Annotated in this window: 18 protein-coding genes and 1 tRNA gene; 7 read left to right on the top strand and 12 right to left on the bottom strand. The window is 61.3% G+C overall.

Annotated elements, in window-relative coordinates:
• Window positions 1-14 precede the first annotated feature (14 nt).
• On the bottom strand, window positions 15-1697 hold the full coding sequence (locus K3180_RS07945; protein WP_221539714.1) for a sensor histidine kinase: 1683 nt from the start codon (window positions 1695-1697) through the stop codon (window positions 15-17).
• A gap of 236 nt (window positions 1698-1933) precedes the next feature.
• Here K3180_RS07945 and K3180_RS07940 point away from each other — a divergent pair, with 236 nt between their 5' ends.
• Window positions 1934-2395 carry an Lrp/AsnC family transcriptional regulator gene (locus K3180_RS07940; protein ID WP_221539711.1) on the top strand — a complete coding sequence of 154 codons (462 nt, stop codon included), beginning with the start codon at window positions 1934-1936 and terminating at the stop codon, window positions 2393-2395.
• Window positions 2396-2465: 70 nt separating this feature from the next.
• Here the strand turns inward: K3180_RS07940 and K3180_RS07935 are convergent, their stop codons facing one another.
• The 5 genes from K3180_RS07935 to K3180_RS07915 all read right to left on the bottom strand — a co-directional run bounded on the left by K3180_RS07935 (window position 2466) and on the right by K3180_RS07915 (window position 5738).
• Window positions 2466-2849: a cytochrome c gene (locus K3180_RS07935; RefSeq protein WP_221539709.1), complete on the bottom strand. Its 384-nt coding sequence runs from the start codon at window positions 2847-2849 to the stop codon at window positions 2466-2468.
• Window positions 2850-2952: 103 nt separating this feature from the next.
• Window positions 2953-4302 carry an acetyl-CoA carboxylase biotin carboxylase subunit gene (gene accC, locus K3180_RS07930; RefSeq protein WP_221539708.1) on the bottom strand — a complete coding sequence of 450 codons (1350 nt, stop codon included), beginning with the start codon at window positions 4300-4302 and terminating at the stop codon, window positions 2953-2955.
• A 3-nt stretch (window positions 4303-4305) separates the two neighbouring features.
• On the bottom strand, window positions 4306-4791 hold the full coding sequence (accB, locus tag K3180_RS07925) for an acetyl-CoA carboxylase biotin carboxyl carrier protein (RefSeq protein WP_247710408.1): 486 nt from the start codon (window positions 4789-4791) through the stop codon (window positions 4306-4308).
• Between the two features lie 74 nt (window positions 4792-4865).
• Window positions 4866-5300 carry a type II 3-dehydroquinate dehydratase gene (locus tag K3180_RS07920; protein ID WP_221539706.1) on the bottom strand — a complete coding sequence of 145 codons (435 nt, stop codon included), beginning with the start codon at window positions 5298-5300 and terminating at the stop codon, window positions 4866-4868.
• A gap of 21 nt (window positions 5301-5321) precedes the next feature.
• Entirely contained in the window at window positions 5322-5738 is a 417-nt protein-coding gene (locus tag K3180_RS07915; RefSeq protein WP_221539704.1) for a holin family protein, read from the bottom strand.
• A 53-nt stretch (window positions 5739-5791) separates the two neighbouring features.
• On the opposite strand from K3180_RS07915, the gene K3180_RS07910 reads away from it, so the two are divergent.
• Complete coding sequence (locus tag K3180_RS07910; protein ID WP_221539703.1) at window positions 5792-5938, top strand: hypothetical protein; 147 nt, start codon at window positions 5792-5794, stop codon at window positions 5936-5938.
• On the opposite strand, the gene K3180_RS07905 is transcribed toward K3180_RS07910, so the two are convergent.
• Window positions 5922-6557, bottom strand: coding sequence for a PilZ domain-containing protein (locus K3180_RS07905; RefSeq protein ID WP_282098550.1), 636 nt, complete (start codon window positions 6555-6557; stop codon window positions 5922-5924). The genes K3180_RS07910 and K3180_RS07905 overlap by 17 nt on opposite strands.
• A gap of 321 nt (window positions 6558-6878) precedes the next feature.
• Between K3180_RS07905 and K3180_RS07900 the strand changes: the two genes are divergently transcribed.
• Window positions 6879-8861 (top strand): putative bifunctional diguanylate cyclase/phosphodiesterase, encoded by a 1983-nt coding sequence (locus K3180_RS07900; protein WP_221539698.1) that lies wholly within the window; start codon window positions 6879-6881, stop codon window positions 8859-8861.
• 91 nt (window positions 8862-8952) lie between these two features.
• Here the strand turns inward: K3180_RS07900 and K3180_RS07895 are convergent.
• Window positions 8953-9029 (bottom strand) — tRNA-Pro (locus K3180_RS07895).
• 207 nt (window positions 9030-9236) lie between these two features.
• Here K3180_RS07895 and yajC point away from each other — a divergent pair.
• Genes yajC through secF form a run of 3 tightly spaced genes read left to right on the top strand, consistent with a single transcriptional unit; the run spans window position 9237 to window position 12175 of the window.
• On the top strand, window positions 9237-9563 hold the full coding sequence (gene yajC, locus K3180_RS07890) for a preprotein translocase subunit YajC (RefSeq protein WP_221539696.1): 327 nt from the start codon (window positions 9237-9239) through the stop codon (window positions 9561-9563).
• A gap of 26 nt (window positions 9564-9589) precedes the next feature.
• Window positions 9590-11185, top strand: a complete 1596-nt coding sequence (gene secD / locus K3180_RS07885; protein WP_221539695.1) for a protein translocase subunit SecD — start codon at window positions 9590-9592, stop codon at window positions 11183-11185.
• 12 nt (window positions 11186-11197) lie between these two features.
• Window positions 11198-12175 (top strand): protein translocase subunit SecF, encoded by a 978-nt coding sequence (gene secF, locus K3180_RS07880; RefSeq protein WP_221539693.1) that lies wholly within the window; start codon window positions 11198-11200, stop codon window positions 12173-12175.
• Between the two features lie 19 nt (window positions 12176-12194).
• On the opposite strand, the gene K3180_RS07875 is transcribed toward secF, so the two are convergent.
• Window positions 12195-12767, bottom strand: coding sequence for a helix-turn-helix transcriptional regulator (locus K3180_RS07875; RefSeq protein WP_221539691.1), 573 nt, complete (start codon window positions 12765-12767; stop codon window positions 12195-12197).
• 92 nt (window positions 12768-12859) lie between these two features.
• Here K3180_RS07875 and K3180_RS07870 point away from each other — a divergent pair, with 92 nt between their 5' ends.
• Window positions 12860-13333 carry a DUF6456 domain-containing protein gene (locus K3180_RS07870; protein WP_221539689.1) on the top strand — a complete coding sequence of 158 codons (474 nt, stop codon included), beginning with the start codon at window positions 12860-12862 and terminating at the stop codon, window positions 13331-13333.
• A 38-nt stretch (window positions 13334-13371) separates the two neighbouring features.
• Here the strand turns inward: K3180_RS07870 and K3180_RS07865 are convergent, their stop codons facing one another.
• The 3 genes from K3180_RS07865 to K3180_RS07855 are packed head-to-tail and all read right to left on the bottom strand — an operon-like array spanning window position 13372 to window position 17360.
• Window positions 13372-13953 carry a uracil-DNA glycosylase family protein gene (locus tag K3180_RS07865; RefSeq protein ID WP_221539687.1) on the bottom strand — a complete coding sequence of 194 codons (582 nt, stop codon included), beginning with the start codon at window positions 13951-13953 and terminating at the stop codon, window positions 13372-13374.
• A complete protein-coding gene (locus tag K3180_RS07860; RefSeq protein WP_221539685.1) occupies window positions 13950-15755 on the bottom strand; it encodes an ABC-F family ATP-binding cassette domain-containing protein in 1806 nt (601 codons plus the stop codon). Before K3180_RS07860 ends, K3180_RS07865 begins: the two co-directional genes overlap by 4 nt.
• Before the next feature lie 42 nt (window positions 15756-15797).
• Window positions 15798-17360: an amidohydrolase family protein gene (locus K3180_RS07855; protein WP_345719450.1), complete on the bottom strand. Its 1563-nt coding sequence runs from the start codon at window positions 17358-17360 to the stop codon at window positions 15798-15800.
• Window positions 17361-17427: the final 67 nt, after the last annotated feature.

The following is a 17427-nucleotide window of genomic DNA, read 5'->3' as shown; positions in this document are numbered from 1 at the left end:
TGCACGCCTTTTGCCTATCCGGCTGCACTTTCCGGCGCAGGGACGGCTTCGGCACCGGTCAGCAGCGGGAGCGAGAGCACCAGGCGTTCGCCGTCGCGCATCAGGTCGCCTCCCGCAACGCGTGCTTCGGCGCGTGCCAGCCTGAGCGAGAAACCCGCTCCGAATATGCCCGCGCTGAGTGCCCCCATGGCAGGGCGCGTCTCGACCGAGAAAATGTCCTCCGCCTCGCGCAAGGTCGCAGGCAGGGTCGCTGCAAACTCGATCTGGTCGCCCTCGGTATCGAGATCGAGGCGGATCGCCTCGCCTGCGCCAGTCGCTCCGGCGAGTGTAGCCAGAAGACGCCATGCCAGCACTTCCGCTTCCGACTGGGCGAGAGCGAGCGGAGCGCGCACATCCCCCAGCTTCGCATCGAAACGGGCAACGCGCGGGCTTAGCACCGTCTGGAGCTGCATCACCTGACGGCGCGCAATGGCGGCGAAGTCACACTGCCCCGCCTCGAGATCGAGCGCCCGCGTCTCCAGTCTCGCCAGCCGGTCGAGTTCGTCGAAGCCGGCCAGGATATGCGCCGAATCGCCGGCTATCGTTGCCGCGATCGAGCGATATTCGTGCGGCACCGGACCGATCACCTGTTGCTGGATAATCTCGGCATAGCCCTGCATGGCGTTGACCGGCGTGCGCAGCTCGTGAAGCAATTGGCGCAGGCGGTCCGCCTCGGCACTGCGGGGGTTCGCCACTTCGGGCATCACCCTGCGGAAACGACCGGCATAACCGAAGAACCGCCCTTCGCCGCGCGTGAAACGCGGAGTCGCATCGACGATCCATTCGCCTTCGATGCGTTTCGCCCCGCGCAATGGGAGACGGGTATTGTGTAGTGGTTGGCGACGCGAGATTGCCTGCGCAACTGCCGTAGAACCAAGAGCGGCAAGATCGATCCCGATCACCATCGGCGCAATATTGCCTTCTGCCCAATCTATCCTGCCCTCGGCATCCGCGCCGAAGAGGAAGTGATCGAACTCCACGTCGTTTGGACGGTCCTCATCGCCCATAGGCAGACGAGGGGCCTGCGGGTCAACATCGCCGCCCGCGCCAGTCTTGCGGGCACGTCGGAAGCTTTCGATCCGTTCGACCAGTGTACGCACGTCTTCTTTGCCGGGAGGACGGTTCGGCTCCCCTTCTGCGGGACGAACATCCGCAGCATGTACCGGGGCATCGATATCTTCCGGCGGTACCAACTCGTCCATCAGTTCGAGCGGTTCCGGCTGAGGCAATGCCCAGTCGGACACGCCAAGGCGGTCGAGCACCTTCACCGCTTCCGGCGGAAGGTCGCGGCGGTGACGCAGGAAACCGCGTGCCCGGATCGGGAGCTTGGGAATTAGCTCGGCCCATTCCGGTGCGGTAAGTTGCGCCCGGTAAAGCGCGGCAGCGGCGACATGCGGGTGGGCCCCGCCAAACCATTTGACCAGTTCGGGATTGCGAAAGCGCCAGCCGCTTTCGCCGACCAGGGCCGTCCGGATCTTGACCGGAATCATTTCGCCCAGGGCGATCAGGCGAAGATAGGCCGCCGCCTTGAGTGCCGGATCTCCAGCTTGCGGACGTTCTCCAAGCAGGTCGATAAGCTGGCGGAACTGCGTCTTCGCCGCACGCTCGCCGGTTGCGCGCAGGCGCAGCACGGTAGCAAGGCGGTCGTCGAAATGCATTCCATCTCCGGCAAACGGGGCTTCTCTGGAGTGTCCGCCATCGCAGAATCGCACTCAAGGACGGACAACAGATATGGTTAAGTGTTCATTTACCCAAGATGGATCTGACACCCCGTTGCAAAAGAGGACAATTGCTGGCAAACATAATAATGTTAGCCAATCGGATGGTTGCGCGTTTTCAACATTTCATATGCGCAATGTGTTCGCAAAGGCTCAAGTTAGAAGAGGAACGTCTCATGGCCAATCTCGACGAGATCGATCGGCGTCTGCTCCGCGAATTGCAGAATGAAGGCAGGATCACCAATGTCGAACTGGCGCATCGCGTAGGCCTGACGGCGCCGCCGTGCCTGCGCCGGGTCCGCGCGCTGGAAGAAGAAGGGGTCATTCGCGGCTATCACGCCGAACTCCATCCTTCCAAGCTGGGCTTTTCGATCACGGTCTTTGCCATGGTGAGCCTGAAGAGCCAGGCCGAAACTGCGCTGCGGGAATTCGAGCAGGCGATGAAAGACCTGCCCGAAGTGCGCGAAGTGCATATGCTCAATGGCGAGATCGATTTCATCATCAAGATCGTGGCGCGCGACCTGCAGGCATTCCAGGAATTCCTGACGAGCAAGCTCACCCCCGCGCCGAACGTGGCCAGCGTGAAGACGTCGCTGACCATCCGTACCAGCAAGAACGAGCCCGGCGTTCCGCTCTGAGTGCTGCAGGTGGGCGTCAAGCGTCCGCCAATCTCAAGGTTCTTGCGTCCCCCGGCCTTTTTCAGCGCGCCTAGATCGCGGGTTCGTAGTCCGCGGTCTGCAACGTCAGCATGTAGGCGACCAGATCGTCGATATGTTCTTCCGGAATCTCGAAATACATCTCGCTCGGGAAGTCATGCGTGGTCTTGAGCCACGTTGCGAGGCTTTCCCGGCTGAGACCCGGAGTGTTCGCGACATCCACGAAGCTGGGTGCCGACGGGTTCGGCGATAGCTGCAAAGGCTCGACTGCATGGCAATCGGAGCACCGGTTGCGGGCGAATTTTTGCCCGCGATATTCAGCTGTATCCCTTTCGAAAACGCCCGATCCATATGTCGCGGGAGCCGGATTTTCGGCAGGCGCAATCTGGCATGCCGCCAGAAGCGCTGGCAGGATCAGGATAGGGGTTCGGTTCATGGCAACCGGCATACACCCACGATGGGCACTCTGGCAAACCGCTCATCTCCGATCGCGGCCAGCATTCATTCGCGCCGACCGCAAAGGCTTTCGCGCGCTTGGGTCAGCTAGCCCGCGTCTTGAGCCAATCCTCGAGCCATTTGATCGAATAGTCGCCGCTTTTTACGTCATCCTGTTCGAGCAGTGCCTGGTGCAGCGGCACCGAGGTCTTGACCCCCTCGATCACCATTTCCTCCAGCGCACGCTTCAACCGCATCATGCAGCCTTCGCGGGTGCGACCGTAGACGATCAGCTTGGCGATCATGCTGTCGTAATAGGGCGGGATGGAATAGCCAGCATAGAGCCCGCTATCCACGCGCACATGCATCCCACCGGCAGCGTGATAATACGTCACCTTCCCGGGGCTGGGCGCGAAGGTCCACGGGTCTTCCGCGTTGATGCGGCACTCGATTGCATGGCCCTTGAACTCGATCTCGTCCTGCGTGAGCGACAGTTCCTTGCCTGCGGCAATGCGGATCTGTTCGCGCACCAGATCGACGCCGGTAATCGCTTCGGTCACCGGGTGTTCGACCTGCAGGCGCGTGTTCATCTCGATGAAATAGAACTCGCCGTTTTCCCATAGGAATTCGATCGTTCCGGCGCCGCGATAGGCCATGTCGCGCATTGCCTTGGCGCAGGTTTCGCCCATGCGCATGCGATCTTCGTCGGAGATGACGGGCGAGGGCGCCTCCTCCAGAACCTTCTGGTGGCGACGTTGCAACGAACAGTCGCGCTCGCCCAGATGGATCGCATTGCCGTTGCCGTCACCGAAGACCTGGAACTCGATATGGCGCGGGTTGCCGAGATATTTCTCGATATAGACGGTGGCATCGCCGAAAGCCGCCTTCGCCTCGCTGCCGGCCTGCTGCATCAAGGTTTCGAGCTGGTCTTCGCTCTCGCAGACCTTCATGCCGCGGCCGCCGCCGCCACTGGCAGCCTTGATGATGACCGGATAGCCGATTTCCGCCGCAATACTGCGTGCTTCGTCGAAATCCGACACCGCGCCGTCGCTGCCCGGTACCAGCGGAAGTCCGAGGGCGCCAGCGGTACGCTTGGCTTCCACCTTGTCGCCCATGGTGCGGATATGTTCGGGCTTGGGTCCGATCCAGGCGATATCGTGTGCTTCGACGATCTCGGCGAACTTGGCGTTTTCCGAGAGGAAGCCATAGCCGGGATGGATGGCGTCGGCCTGCGTGATCTCGGCGGCCGAGATGATGTTGGCGACGTTGAGATAGCTTTCGCCTGCCGCCGGCGGACCGATGCAGACCGCGTGGTCGGCAAGGCGCACATGCATTGCGTCGGCATCCGCGGTGGAGTGAACGGCAACCGTTTCGATGCCCATTTCATGCGCAGCGCGGTGGATGCGAAGCGCAATTTCGCCGCGGTTGGCGATGAGGATTCGAGAAATCGGCATGGCTTACCCGATGACGATCAGCGGCTGGCCGAACTCGACCGGCTGCGCGTTCTCGACCAGGATCGATTTGACCGTTCCAGCCTTGTCGGCGGTGATCGGGTTCATGACCTTCATCGCCTCGACGATCAGGAGCGTCTGGCCTTCCTTGACGCTGTCGCCGACCTTCACGAAGTCCGAAGCGCCGGGTTCGGGGGCAAGATAGACCGTGCCGACCATGGGCGATTTCATGGCGCCAGCCGTGTCCGCTTCTGCCTGTGCGGTTTCCGCAGGCGCAGCGGGGGCGGCAGGTACCGCCGGGGCCGGGTTGGCCATCGGAGCGGGAGCAGCCGCCATAGCCACGCCGCCGCCGCGCGAAACGCGGATCTTGCGGTCGCCATCCTCTACTTCGATTTCGGTGAGTCCGGTGTCGCCCAGCATCTCGGCAAGTTCGCGCACGAGAGAGGTGTCGACGTTCATGCCGGAATGTCCGGCGCCTTTGCGATCGGCCATGAATGGTCCCTTGTCAGTTATTGGACGCGCCTATGCTCTGGCTGGCGCGCCAAGACAAGGGGTAGGGGGCGGATTTAGAGCGCCGCGGCTTTCTCCAACGCTACGGAATAACTGCGTGCGCCAAGGCCCTGAACGCAATCGACGGCTCCCATGCCGACATAGGATATGTGCCGGAATTCCTCGCGCTTGGCCGGGTCGGAAAGATGAACCTCGATCACCGGCACGTCGATTGCCTTGATGGCATCCAGCAGGGCGATGGAAGTGTGCGTATAGGCCGCAGCGTTGAGCAGCACGGCCCTGGCGCCCTGCCGACTCGCCTCATGCAGCCAGTCGACCAGCTGGCCTTCGTAATTGGTCTGGTGGAAGCTGATGTCCAGCCCCAGCGCCTCCGCCTGTTCGTGCAGCGCCTGCTCGATATCGGCCAGCGTGTCGGAACCGTAGATTTCCGGCTCGCGCGTGCCGAGCAGGTTGAGGTTGGGGCCATTTAGGACGAATACCGTACCGGTCATGGCCCCACTCTTAGCGGCAAGTCACCGTCCTTCAACGCCTTTCGCCTTACCCCACTGCCGTGCAGCGGTGTAGCCGAGGTAGCCTGTCCCGAAGAGGGCATAGAGTTCTTCGGGAAGGCCGCGCAGGTAAGCGGAAATCCCGGCACCGATATCCTGTGCCGTCTCGGCGGAAAAAGCCGCAACGATCCCCATCGGCAGGGCGAAAAGGATCATTGCATACATCACATACAGGAAACTGGGCCGCGCCCTGCTAGTCCAGGGATCGGGCGACTGCGCCTCTGCAACGATGGCCGAGAGGCGCGCCTCGATGGCCTTGAGCTCGTGCGATCCTTCGAGCGCGAGAAGTTCGAGCTTGGCCTTGGCGCGCGCCTCCTTGTCCGGGATGATCTTGTCGATGATGGAAGCGATAGGGCCGATAAGCGAATCAATTAGTGCCATTTAGTGGACCTCCTTTCCTGCATCTGAACCATATTGGTTAGTGTAGGAAAGTAGTGTTCGGTAAGCGCGATCCGCTCCTTGGCGCCAGCGATGTCATCTGGAATTGGGATGAAGGCCTGCGTGCCGGGCTCGATCTGATCCCGGTTTCGCAGCAGCCTTCCATGTGTCCGTGGATTTATCTGTTCAGGATGCTTGGCTGAAGGCGGTTTGCTCGTGCCAGCGCCAACTGCCCTGTGCCAGTTCCAGTATGTGCCTGATCTCATCCAGTCTCAGCGCTTCTTTCAGCAACAGACCCGAAGCGCCGTCACGCGACCAGCGTATGGTGCACTGCTCGAAGCTTTGTGCCCCCAGGCAAACCGTCACCAACTCGCCAAACCCAAGCTGGCCTGGATGTGCGATCGACATACCTTTTGTCGACAGGTTGACGAGTTCTGCCTCCACGGATGTGTCGCGGTGGTAGACCTTGACGGGGAGGCTTACTTCGAAGCGGCTCGCACGGGGCGGAGAACCATCGCTATGCGCGATTGGAGAACACTCGGTTATTACGCCCATCCGGTCCTCGGAAAGCCAGCCCACTTCTCCTTCGAGCGGGTCATTGCTTCCCCATTGTATGCTGACCTTCTGTCCCGGTTTGGCAGCGATTGTACAGCGAATGCCGATGCCCGATTCCGAAAGGTCCCGGATGACCACGACGTAATTTCTATCGCCTATTGTCATACATGCGGGAAGGAACACCTGACGGACCCGTTCACTTTGACGGCGTTCTTGCACATTCTTCTCCGGAATTCGTTTCAACCTATTCTGCAAGATCAAGCACATATTACCCCCCATTGCGTTAGCCAGGAGATGTGTGGTTTTACCTATGGGGTTTACCTTCGAACGCTTTCGAAAGACGCGTGAAGTGTTCCGTCATTTCTGGTCGGAGAGATGCTCAGACCTTTATCGGTTCGGCGAAAAGCATCGGAGAGGCGTTTCAAGTTACGGATTGCCGGTCATGAGAATTAGTAAATAAATACTGGTAGGTCTTGACTGTTATTGTGTTAGAATAGCGTCGCCGATTACACAGCCTAGCCAGGTCGCGGAAGAAACCCTTATCCCGATATTAACCAAAATTTTAAGGCATCGTCGTATGGTACGACGATGAGCATGTTACGCCGCTTTCTGTTTCCCCAGATGTCCGAAGGGGAAAGGGCCGAGCAGCTTCGCGAGATCGTCAGAAATCTGAAGCGGCAGATCCCGCTGCTCTACGCTGTCTTGCTCATCAACCTGGTGGGACTTCATCTCGCAACCAGGGGGCTCGGGAACCCGCCGGGGCCGTTCGGAATAGTTCTTGCCCTAGTGCTCGGCTGGCGCTTTTTTTACTGGTTCTTCCTGCAAAAGCCGATCGGTCAGATCGCCAACATTGAAAGCGAACTCTCCAGGATCGCCTTTTTTACTGCGCTGATCTCTGCCGTTTTCGCTGTCTGGGTCCAGGTCTTGCTGGTGGAATACGAAGACCAGATTTTTGCGGTTCTTCTCTACAGCATCCTCATGACCCTGGGGGCGGCATTCGGCCTGAGCAGTTTCTCACTGGTCGCTACGCTGCCAGTCATTCTGGTCGGTTTACCGGTAGCCGGCCGCCTGCTCTTCATGGATGAACCTGCTTTCAAAGGCATCGGGGTCAGCCTCTTTCTGGCGCTGCTTCTCGTTATCCGCCTGCTCTATTTCCACGGTAAAGCGCTCACCGATCTGGTCGAGGGCCGCTTTGCCGTAGATCGCGAGCGAAACCGCGCAATAGCAGCCGAAACTGCAGCCTTGTTGAAGGCCAGCAGGGACGGACTCACTGGCCTTGCCAACCGCGAAACCCTGGTGGAAGCAATCGAAGAGGGTCTGGTGCACGCATCAAACGAGCAACCCGGCTCTCTGCTTGCCCTGTTCGATCTCGATTTCTTCAAGCCGGCCAATGATGCCTATGGACACGCCGCGGGTGACGCCATTCTTGCGGAGATTGGCCAGCGCATGGAAAACGAATTCGGCCGGGACGCGCTCATTGCGCGAATGGGCGGAGACGAATTCGCCGTCTTCTGGCCGGCCGGATTGGGGCAGACCGAACTCGCGGAAGTGGGCAGCCTAATCTGTCGATTGACTGCCGATCCGGTAGTCTGGAACGGCAAGTCGTTGAAGGTGACTGCTTCGTGCGGCCTCACCGAAGCAGGCGCCCAGACCACGTCGGTAGGTGAATTCCTCAGGCAAGCCGATTCCGCGCTTTACAAGGTCAAGACCAGCGGGCGCGGGGGATGGCGGCTCTATAATGAAGAGCTGTTCGAATACGACAGGCGGCGGAAAGAGATCGAAGGTCTGCTCCTGACGGGGCGCGTCCTTGAAGAGGTGGAAGTTCATTTCCAACCGATCGTCGATCTTGAACATGGCGAGATCGTTGCGGCAGAAGCGCTGGCGCGCTGGAATAACCCCGATCTGGGTGCGATCGTGCCCGGTGAATTTATTCGGGTCGCCGAACAGCTCGGCATGATTCACGAACTCAACGATGTCTTGTTGCGACGCGCCTTGTCCGAAGCATCCAAATGGCCGGGCACCATCGGGCTGTCGTTCAATCTGAGTGCTGCCCAATTATCCAGGCCCGATGCTTCCACGAGGCTTTTGACGATCGTGGAGCAATCCGGATTTTCGCCGGAAAGGTTGCAACTGAAGGTCACCGAAACCGCAATTCTCTCGGATATGGAGGAAGCGCGTGAACAGATGCACGCCTTGCGAGGGGCAGGTTGCCAGCTGGCTCTGGATGATTTTGGCGCAGGACATGCGTCGGTCGGCTATCTGCGGGACCTGAGTTTCGATATCGTCAAGTTCGACGGTTCCCTATCGGCAAAAATCACCGAATGTCCGCGGGCGCGCCATGTCCTGCGGGGACTTGTTCACCTGTGCCATTCGGTCGGGTCTCGCTGTGTGGCGGAGCATATCGAGACGATGGAACAGCTCGCGTATGTGAGGGCAATGTCGTGCGACATGGTCCAGGGGCACTTGCTGGGAGCGGCGACCGGCACTCAGGGGTTGGTCGAAAGATTGGCGGGGAACGCCGTGTCGGCGTCGCCGACAGGTCCGACCCTGCAACAAATCGTCAACGGATAGCTTCCCGGATCTTGGGTAACTGCAGCTGGGGTGATCAGCACCTCCCCATTCCAGCGAGAGGTGCGAGCACGGCGATCTGAATGAAAACCACTGGTCGGGACGACTGGATTCGAACCAGCGACCCCCACACCCCCAGTATGGTGCGCTACCAGACTGCGCTACGTCCCGAAGCCAGTGGAGGCGGCCCTATAGGCGGGGCTTTCGCGCATGGCAAGCGCCTGTCTCGCAGCCCATCTCGTTGCCAGCCCCTTACATTGCTGCTAGTCGCGCGCCACAATTTGCAGGAGGGGATGACCGCGTGCCTTGAAGCGTGTGCGGCCAGCGCCCAACTGACATCGGTTCGACAAGCTTCATAAAGACAGGCAAGACACTTCCATGCTCGACATTCTCGCCGCCGCCGGTTCCGCCGCTGCCCAGCCGCCGATCTGGCTGCAGGTATTGCCCTGGGTCGCGATTTTCGCGGTCTTCTGGTTCCTGATGATCCGTCCGCAGCTCCGTCAGCAGAAGGCGCACCGGGAAAAGGTCGAAGGCCTGAAGCGGGGCGACGAGGTGGTTACCGCGGGCGGCCTGGTCGGCAAGATTACCAAGGTCGAGGATCAATTCGTCGAACTGGAACTGGCCAAGGGCGTCAAGGTGCGCGCGGTCAAGCAGACCATCGGCGAGGTCTTGAGCGCGAAGCCAGCCAAGCCCGCGAACGACTGAGCGCGCGAAAAGGATAGAACGCCGCCATGCTGGAATTTCCGACCTGGAAGAAGGTCATGCTCTGGGGCATTGCCATACTTGGCGTGCTCGCAGCGCTTCCCTCGATCGCTTCGCTGACCAATAATGATTGGCCCGAGCAGCTTCCCAATCCGACCGTCAATCTCGGGCTCGACCTTGCAGGGGGCAGCCACATTCTGCTCGAAGCGGAGCGCGCCCAAGTGGCGAGCAAGCGGCTCGAGGACATGGAAGAAGGCGTGCGCAACGCCATGCGCCGCGCTGAACCGCGAATCCGCATCGGCGACGTCTCCAGCGAGAACGGTGAGTTGAGCTTCCTGCTCGACGACGCGGGGGACATAGACCGGGCACGGGCCGCAATCGAAGACTTGATGGCAGGCACCGGGCCGGTGCGCGAATGGGATCTCCAGGTCGTCGATGGTCAGCGTTTTGTCCTGACCCAGACGGAGGCGGGTCTCAGCAACGCAGTCGATGCCGCGATGGAAGGCGCGCTGCGCACCATCGGAATTCGCGTCGACGAGCTTGGCACGCGCGAACCGACCATCCTGCGCCAGGGCGATACGCGGATTGTGGTACAGGTCCCCGGCCTGCAGGATCCCGAACAGCTGAAGGAATTGCTCGGCAAGACCGCGCAGCTGGAGTTCAAGCTGGTTGAACGGGAGGCTACGGCAGAAGAAGTCAGCCGCGGCTTCGTCCCCGGCGGTGAAGTCCTCCCCTATGCGGACCGTGAAGTCTATCAGGGTACCGGCGTTGTCGTGCAGCGGCTTGGCGGCATCGATGGTGAAACGCTCACCGGTGCCATCCAGACCTTCGACCAGCAGACCAACGAACCGGTCGTCAGCATTACCTTCAACCCCGAAGGCGGGCGCCGCTTCGCCACGCTTACCACCCAATATACCGGCCGTCAGTTCGCCATCATTCTCGATGGCGAGGTGATCTCTGCCCCGCGGATGCTCGAGCCGATCCAGAACGGCCAGTCGCAGATCAGCGGCAGCTTCACCACCGAATCCGCAAACGAACTGGCGATCCAGCTACGTTCGGGCGCGCTTCCGGTCGATCTCGCCGTGGTCGAGGAACGCACGGTCGGGCCAGATCTCGGGGCGGACTCGATCAAGCAGGGACTCCTTGCCATGGGCATCGGAACACTGCTCGTCATGGCGCTGATGATAGTCACTTATGGCCGGTTCGGCATTTATGCGACGGTGGCGCTGGTTATCAACGTCCTCATGCTGCTGGGGATCATGGCCGCACTCGGTTCGACCCTGACGCTCCCCGGCATCGCCGGTTTCGTTCTTACGATCGGTGCGGCGGTCGACGCCAACGTGCTGATCAACGAGCGCATCCGCGAGGAACGCAAACGCGGACGCAGGGTCATGGCGGCGGTGGAAAACGGCTATATCGAAGCCAGCCGCGCCATTTACGACGCCAACGTCACCAACTTCATCGCCGGTGTGCTGCTGTTCCAGTTCGGTTCGGGTCCGATCAAGGGCTTCGCCGTGGTGCTGGTCGTGGGCCTGTTCACCTCAGTCTTCACCGCCGTACCGCTTACCCGGATGTGGGTGGCAGGCTGGTTGCGCAAGACGCGGCCGACGGACCTCAACATTTAAGGACGACGGAAGATGAAACTGCTCAAGCTCGTCCCCGACGATACCAATATCAAGTTCCTCAAATGGCGCGTGCCGTTCTTCGTCGTCAGCATACTGCTGATCGCGGCAAGCTGGGCGCTCGTCATGACGAAGGGCCTCAATTACGGCGTCGATTTCGCCGGCGGCCTCGAAGTGCGTGCGACCTTTACCGAGCGAACCGATGCGCCCGTTGCCCAGCTACGCGAGGACATCGAAAATCTCGGTTACGGCTCACCGGTGGTGCAGCGCTTCGGCGAGGACAACCAGGTTTCGATCCGCGTCCGGCTGCCGGACGAAGTGTCGGCCGACAACGAGGCCGCGCAGGAGGCCGCCAATACCGTAGTCGAGGAGCTGCAGGGCAATTATCCGGACTTCAGGCTGGACGGGAACGACAATGTCTCCGGCAAGGTATCGGGCGAATTCCGCGAAGACGCCGTATGGGCGTTGATGGCAGCCATGCTCGCGGTCGCGCTTTACATCTGGATCCGCTTCGAGTGGCAGTTCGGCGTAGGCGGCCTGTTTGCCCTATTCCACGACGTGTCGCTGACCCTGGGCATGTTCGCCCTGTTCCAGATCGAATTCAGCCTGCAGATCATCGCTGCGATCCTGGCTATCATCGGCTACTCCTTGAACGATACGATCGTTATCTATGACCGCATTCGCGAGAACCTGAAGAAGTATCGCAAGATGCCACTTCCGGAATTGCTTGATCTGTCGGTGAACGAGACCTTGGCGCGTACCGTGATGACATCGCTGACGCTGCTCATCGCACTCGTCCCCCTCTTGCTCTTCGGACCGGCCAGCCTGTTCGGACTGACTGCAGGCATAACGCTCGGCATCTTCGTCGGAACGTACAGTTCGGTGTATATGGCCGGACCGCTGCTCGTTTGGATGGGGGTCAATTCGGACAGCTTCATCCCCCAGGAGACTGTCGCCGACAAACAGGAAAAGAAGCTGCGCGGCGAAGTATGAGGCTATTGTCCGCTGCCGGTTAGAGGCGGCGGACGAGCATTTCTGCTACAGCGATCCAGGCTGGACTGTCGACCACCTGCTGCTTTTCCCCATGTCCGGCCGGCAGCAGGCCGACCAGTTTCCCCTGCCGGTCGATCAACCGGCCGAAGGCGAAGCGGCCACCCTTTCTCGGCACCAGCACGTCGCGATTGACAGCGCGGGCAGCGTCTTCCGGAGCCAGCTGGCGGAGCCATAATTGGTCACCCGGGCGATATTCGCCGTGGGGATAGTCGACAGTCATGACCACCAGCGCGCCGTCTCCGCCCAGATCGGTGGCGAGCATGGCATCCCGCGTTGTGCCGAGCGCTTCCGCCCCGGATTGCCCAAGCGCCGCCACCACCTGCGGGTGGCCTGCCTTTTCCGAGCGAACAAGCATCTCCGGCTCGACTCCGAGGGCCGCACCGATCCGTTCCATCCATTTCAGCGAGAGGTTGCGCATGCCCGTTTCCAACCGGCCGAGCGTCTGCGGCGTGGTTGGCGGGTCGCACGCTTCGGCAAGGTCCGCCAGGGTCATTCCCTTCTGCTTGCGGATATCGCGGATACGGTTGATCACTTCCAACTCCCTGCTAACCAAATCGGTGATTTGTCTTTCCTACATTAACCGCTTCAACGCAAGGTCGGTCCGCACAATCTGGAGACAAAGGCATGCATAAAGAGCTGGTCGAACGCGAACTGACAGAAGTAGGGCCGAGGCGCGGAGGATCGGTCAGGGGAAAAAGGCGCACAGTAACGGTAAACCTGCGCGAATCCCCGCTCACATGGCTGCATGCGCGTGGACACCTCGATGACCGCCTGTTCGATGCAGGCGAGCGGCTGAGAGCGGATTACGAACGTGCCCAGCTATCGCCATCGGTCACAATGCGTTGGGACCCGGTGCGGGTCGACTGCGGCGGCGGTGACGGCCTGACACCGACGGAACGCCAGCTATCCGCCAAGGCACGTTTCGACGGAGCGATGGCCGAAGCCGGGAATGGCCTCAGTGACATTCTCTGGCGTGTCGCCTGCGCCTGCGAAAACCTGCCCGAAGCCGAAAGGGATCTTGGCTGGCCTGCACGTAGCGGCAAGCTTGTGCTCAAGCTCGCGCTCGACCGGGTTGCCGATTTTTACAGGATCGAATGAATGCCCTGGACAGTGTCAACTGTGTCAACCTGACAGCTTTATGTCTCTAGTGCCTGAACTATCTCGTCACGCAGGATCGGCAGGACTTCCGCTTCGAACCACGGGTTCTGTTTCATCCAGATCGCACTCCGCCAGGCAGGGTGGGGCAGGGGGAAGAAGTGCGGGAGGAATTCGCGAAAAGCCCGGACGCGTTCGGTCATCGGCATTTTTCGCGTATCGGGCAGGTAATACGCCTGGGCATAGGTGCCGACCAGCAAGGTCAGCCGCTGGTCGGGCAGGACGTCGAGCACCCGCTGGTGCCATTGCGGCGCACACTCGGGGCGAGGCGGATTGTCACCGCCACTTGCCTTGCCGGGATAGCAAAAACCCATCGGCACCAGCGCGACGCGCGCAGCATCGTACATCTGGACTTTCGACAGGCCCGTCCACTCGCGCAGCCGGTCGCCGCTCCTGTCGTCCCAGGGAATGCCGGTCTCGTGGACTTTCGACCCGGGTGCCTGGCCGATGATGAGCAGGCGCGCCGTGGGGGAGAAGCTGGCGACCGGGCGGACCCCATGGGGGAGGTGAGCGGCGCAAAGGCGACAGCCTGCTATTTCGCGGACGAGTTCTTCGTGGCTCAAAGCGCCTCGACCTGCTCGGCCAGCTCCAGCCAGCGTTCCTCGGCCGCTTCCTTCTCGGTCCGCGCATTTTCGATGCCTTTGGAGACATTGGCGAAGCGTTGCGGATCGGAAGTGTAGAGATCGGGGTCGGCGAGGATCTGCTCACCGCGCGCAATCGCGGCTTCGAGTTCCTCGATGCGCGCGGGCAACAGCTCGTAATCGCGCTGGTCCTTGTAGGACAGCTTGGTTGGCTTTGACGGAGGGGGCGGAGGCGCGGGCTTGTTCTCGTCTTTGGCGGTTTTCGCCTTTCCGGCGACCGGTTGCTGCCGCTTCGCCTGCCAGTCTTCATAGCCGCCCGCGACCACATCGACCTTGCCCGTACCATCGAGGCCCAGCGTGATGGTCACGGTACGGTCGAGGAAGTCGCGGTCGTGGCTGACGATCAGCACGGTACCTTCGTAATCGGCGATGACTTCCTGCAGCAGGTCGAGCGTTTCAAGGTCGAGATCGTTGGTCGGCTCGTCGAGGACGAGGAGGTTGGATGCCTTGGCGAACTCGCGCGCCAGCAGCAGGCGCGACCGCTCGCCGCCCGAAAGCACCGAAACCTTCATGTCGACGATCTTCGGGTCGAACAGGAATTCCTTCAGATATCCCTGAACGTGCTTGCGTACTCCGCGCACATCGATCCAGTCGCCGCCTTCGGCCAGCACCTGCCGCACGGTCTTGTCGGCGGTGAGGAGCTGCCGCTGCTGGTCGATCATCACGCCGGTCAGCGTTTTGGCGATCTCCACCGTGCCGCTGTCTGGCTCAAGCTCGCCGGTGAGCATCTTGAGCAGCGTCGTCTTGCCCGCCCCGTTCGCGCCGACGATGCCGATCCGGTCGCCACGCTGGATGCGAAGGGAGAAGGGCTTGATGATGGTGCGATCGCCGTAAGCCTTGGTGATTCTGTCTGCGGTGATGACGGACTTGGACTTGAACTCCTCCTCCGTCGCAAGCTTGAGCTTGGCGGTCCCGCCCGCAGAAATCATCGATGCCCGCTGCGCGCGCATCTCCCACAGCTTTTCGAGGCGGCCCTGATTGCGCTTGCGCCGCGCGGTGACGCCGCGTTCGAGCCAATGCGCCTCGAGCTTGAGTTTCGCATCCAGCTTTTCCGCCGCGCGCGCTTCCTCGGCATAGACCTGCTCTTCCCAGGCTTCGTAACCGCCAAAGCCGACTTCCTTTCGGCGCAGGTTTCCGCGGTCGAGCCAGATGGTCGCGCGCGTCAGGCGCTTGAGGAAAGTGCGGTCGTGGCTGATGACGACGAAGGCACCCTTGTAGCGGTCGAGCCAGCTTTCGAGCCAGTCGATCGCGCCGAGGTCGAGGTGGTTGGTCGGCTCGTCCATCAGCAGCAGGTCGGGTTCCTGCGCCAGCGCGCGCGCAATGGCGGCCCGGCGTCTTTCGCCGCCACTTGCGCCGCTCGTCTCGCGGCTCATGTCGATGCCCAGCTGGCCTGCAATGGCCTCGACTTCGAATTCCTGCGGCGCATGGTCGCCGTCCAGCGCCCAGTCCATTAGCGTGGTGTGACCGGAAATGTCCGGGTCCTGTTCGAGCAGGACGATCTTCGCGTGCGGCTTGACCTTGCGGGTACCCGCATCAGTCTCGATCTGCCCGTCGATCATGCGGAACAGCGTGGTCTTGCCCACGCCGTTGCGGCCGATCAGTGCCAGGCGGTCACGAGGGCCGATGTGCAGGTCGAGCGGCGGGTTGTCCGGCCCGCCGAACAGCCATTTGCCGCCCTGCTGCAGGGCCATGCCTTCGAGACTGAGGATAGGGGGCTGTGCCATAGGGGGCGCGAGGTAGTCGCGCTATCCCCATGCTGCAAGCGCTTAGCGTGCCGCTTTTTGCGCCTCCACCATCTGCGCTACATCTTCGAGAAGCGCTGGCGCGTCGTAAACCACGCCGTCCTTGATGGTCCAGCGGACGCCGCCGACCTGCTCGATCTCTCCGCTGTCGTAATTCAGCCTCGTATGACCGGTGCCGTAGAGCAGCTTGAGATTGTCGAGAGGATTGCCCGGTACGATCACCAGATCGGCCAGTTTGCCCACCTGGATGGTACCCATGGGCGGGTTTTCTCCGCGCGGTTCGTATATCTCCTGGGCTCCTGCGACGGTGGCGGCGCGCATGACCTCCAGCGGCGAGAGACCGGCCTCGCGAAGCATCTCCAGTTCGCCGATATAGGCGAAGCCCCAGGTCTGGTAGATATAGCCCGGATCGCTGCCCACAGTGACGCGTCCGCCACGGCGATGGAACTCGGCGGTGAGATCGAACCAGTAGCGATAGAACTTGCGCCAGGCGACTTCGTCCTCGGTGCTCCAGTCCTTGTAATAGCTGCCGTGATTGGTTGCGCTGGGCGCGTAGAAATCCATCAGGCTGGGCAGCGTATAGCGGGAATGCCAATCGCGGTTCTTCGCCGCCATGACGTCGCGGCTGGCGGAATAGATGTTGAATGTCGGGCTCAGGGTCACGTCGCTTTCCACGAGGAAGTCGATATACTCGCCCCATTCCTCGCTGCCCGGCTCGACCACCTGATCGGCCAGCCGTGCGACCCAGCCGAAGCGCGATTGTTCGTCGCTGTAGTTATAACCCTGCGGATAGCGGGGCAGGGCATTGTCATCGAGCAGGCTTTCGAAATGTCCGTAGAAATGGGTGATGCCGTCCATCCCGAGCTCGACGGCCTTGCGCGCATTCACGCGCTGCACTCCTGGCTGTGCAAGGTGGGCGACAGTGCCGAGGCCCTGCTTGTCCGCTTCGTCCAGCGCTGCTTCCAGAATGGCAGGTTCGAGCGAGTTGAAAAACTTGATGCCCCAATATCCCTGCGCCTTCGCCCAGCGCACCCAGGCACGCGCCTGCGCCTCGCTGTCGATCGCGCCGCCGCCCCATTTGTCGCCCATGGCGGCATAGGGGAACAGGCGCGGGGCGGTGATGGTATTGGCGGCGCTGCGGCGGCTATCGGACAGGTCCGGTTGGTCCGGGCCCCAGTAGAAGGACACGCCCCGGACGCTAGTGACCCCATGGGCGAGCCATAGCTTGTAGCCATAGGCAGGCTGCGGGGCCTTGCCCGTATCGCCGTTATGTCCATGCGTATCGACGAAGCCTGGCAGCACGGTCATTCCCTGAGCATTGATGATCCGTCCGGCGCGTGCCCGAACTTCGTCAGGCGCGCTGCCGCCGTGGATCGCGGTGATGCGATTTCCCTCGACCACGATATCCACCGGCCCGGTCGGCGGCGCACCCGAACCTTCGATCATGTTGGCACCCGAAATGATCAGCACGGGGAAGGGGCCTTCGCCTTCGCTTCGTTCCGGAACCTGCTCCATCGGCTGGGCTGCAACCTGTACGCTTGCCAGTGCCGCGAAGATGATAGCCGCGAATTTCGGTAATCTGATCACTACTCTTCCCCTGCTCAGCCGCTGGCTAGCGACCAATTTCCTTTCGGGCAAAGCATTTAGCGGAACG

Origin of the sequence: Qipengyuania huizhouensis, from assembly GCF_019711635.1 — a bacterium.
GTDB classification, from domain to species: domain Bacteria; phylum Pseudomonadota; class Alphaproteobacteria; order Sphingomonadales; family Sphingomonadaceae; genus Qipengyuania; species Qipengyuania huizhouensis.
Note: the sequence above shows the minus strand (reverse complement) of the source record. Positions and strands in the feature narration are given on the sequence as shown.

Excerpts from the sequence above, each read along its gene's own strand:
- K3180_RS07915 (WP_221539704.1), bottom strand. The coding sequence starts at position 5,738 with ATGGCACTAATTGATTCGCTTATCGGCCCTATCGCTTCCATCATCGAC.
- K3180_RS07945 (WP_221539714.1), bottom strand. The coding sequence starts at position 1,697 with ATGCATTTCGACGACCGCCTTGCTACCGTGCTGCGCCTGCGCGCAACC.
- K3180_RS07870 (WP_221539689.1), top strand. The coding sequence starts at position 12,860 with ATGCATAAAGAGCTGGTCGAACGCGAACTGACAGAAGTAGGGCCGAGG.
- yajC (WP_221539696.1), top strand. The coding sequence starts at position 9,237 with ATGCTCGACATTCTCGCCGCCGCCGGTTCCGCCGCTGCCCAGCCGCCG.
- K3180_RS07940 (WP_221539711.1), top strand. The coding sequence starts at position 1,934 with ATGGCCAATCTCGACGAGATCGATCGGCGTCTGCTCCGCGAATTGCAG.
- K3180_RS07935 (WP_221539709.1), bottom strand. The coding sequence starts at position 2,849 with ATGAACCGAACCCCTATCCTGATCCTGCCAGCGCTTCTGGCGGCATGC.
- accB (WP_247710408.1), bottom strand. The coding sequence starts at position 4,791 with ATGGCCGATCGCAAAGGCGCCGGACATTCCGGCATGAACGTCGACACC.
- accC (WP_221539708.1), bottom strand. The coding sequence starts at position 4,302 with ATGCCGATTTCTCGAATCCTCATCGCCAACCGCGGCGAAATTGCGCTT.
- secF (WP_221539693.1), top strand. The coding sequence starts at position 11,198 with ATGAAACTGCTCAAGCTCGTCCCCGACGATACCAATATCAAGTTCCTC.
- K3180_RS07920 (WP_221539706.1), bottom strand. The coding sequence starts at position 5,300 with ATGACCGGTACGGTATTCGTCCTAAATGGCCCCAACCTCAACCTGCTC.
- secD (WP_221539695.1), top strand. The coding sequence starts at position 9,590 with ATGCTGGAATTTCCGACCTGGAAGAAGGTCATGCTCTGGGGCATTGCC.
- K3180_RS07905 (WP_282098550.1), bottom strand. The coding sequence starts at position 6,557 with ATGTGCTTGATCTTGCAGAATAGGTTGAAACGAATTCCGGAGAAGAAT.
- K3180_RS07860 (WP_221539685.1), bottom strand. The coding sequence starts at position 15,755 with ATGGCACAGCCCCCTATCCTCAGTCTCGAAGGCATGGCCCTGCAGCAG.
- K3180_RS07900 (WP_221539698.1), top strand. The coding sequence starts at position 6,879 with ATGAGCATGTTACGCCGCTTTCTGTTTCCCCAGATGTCCGAAGGGGAA.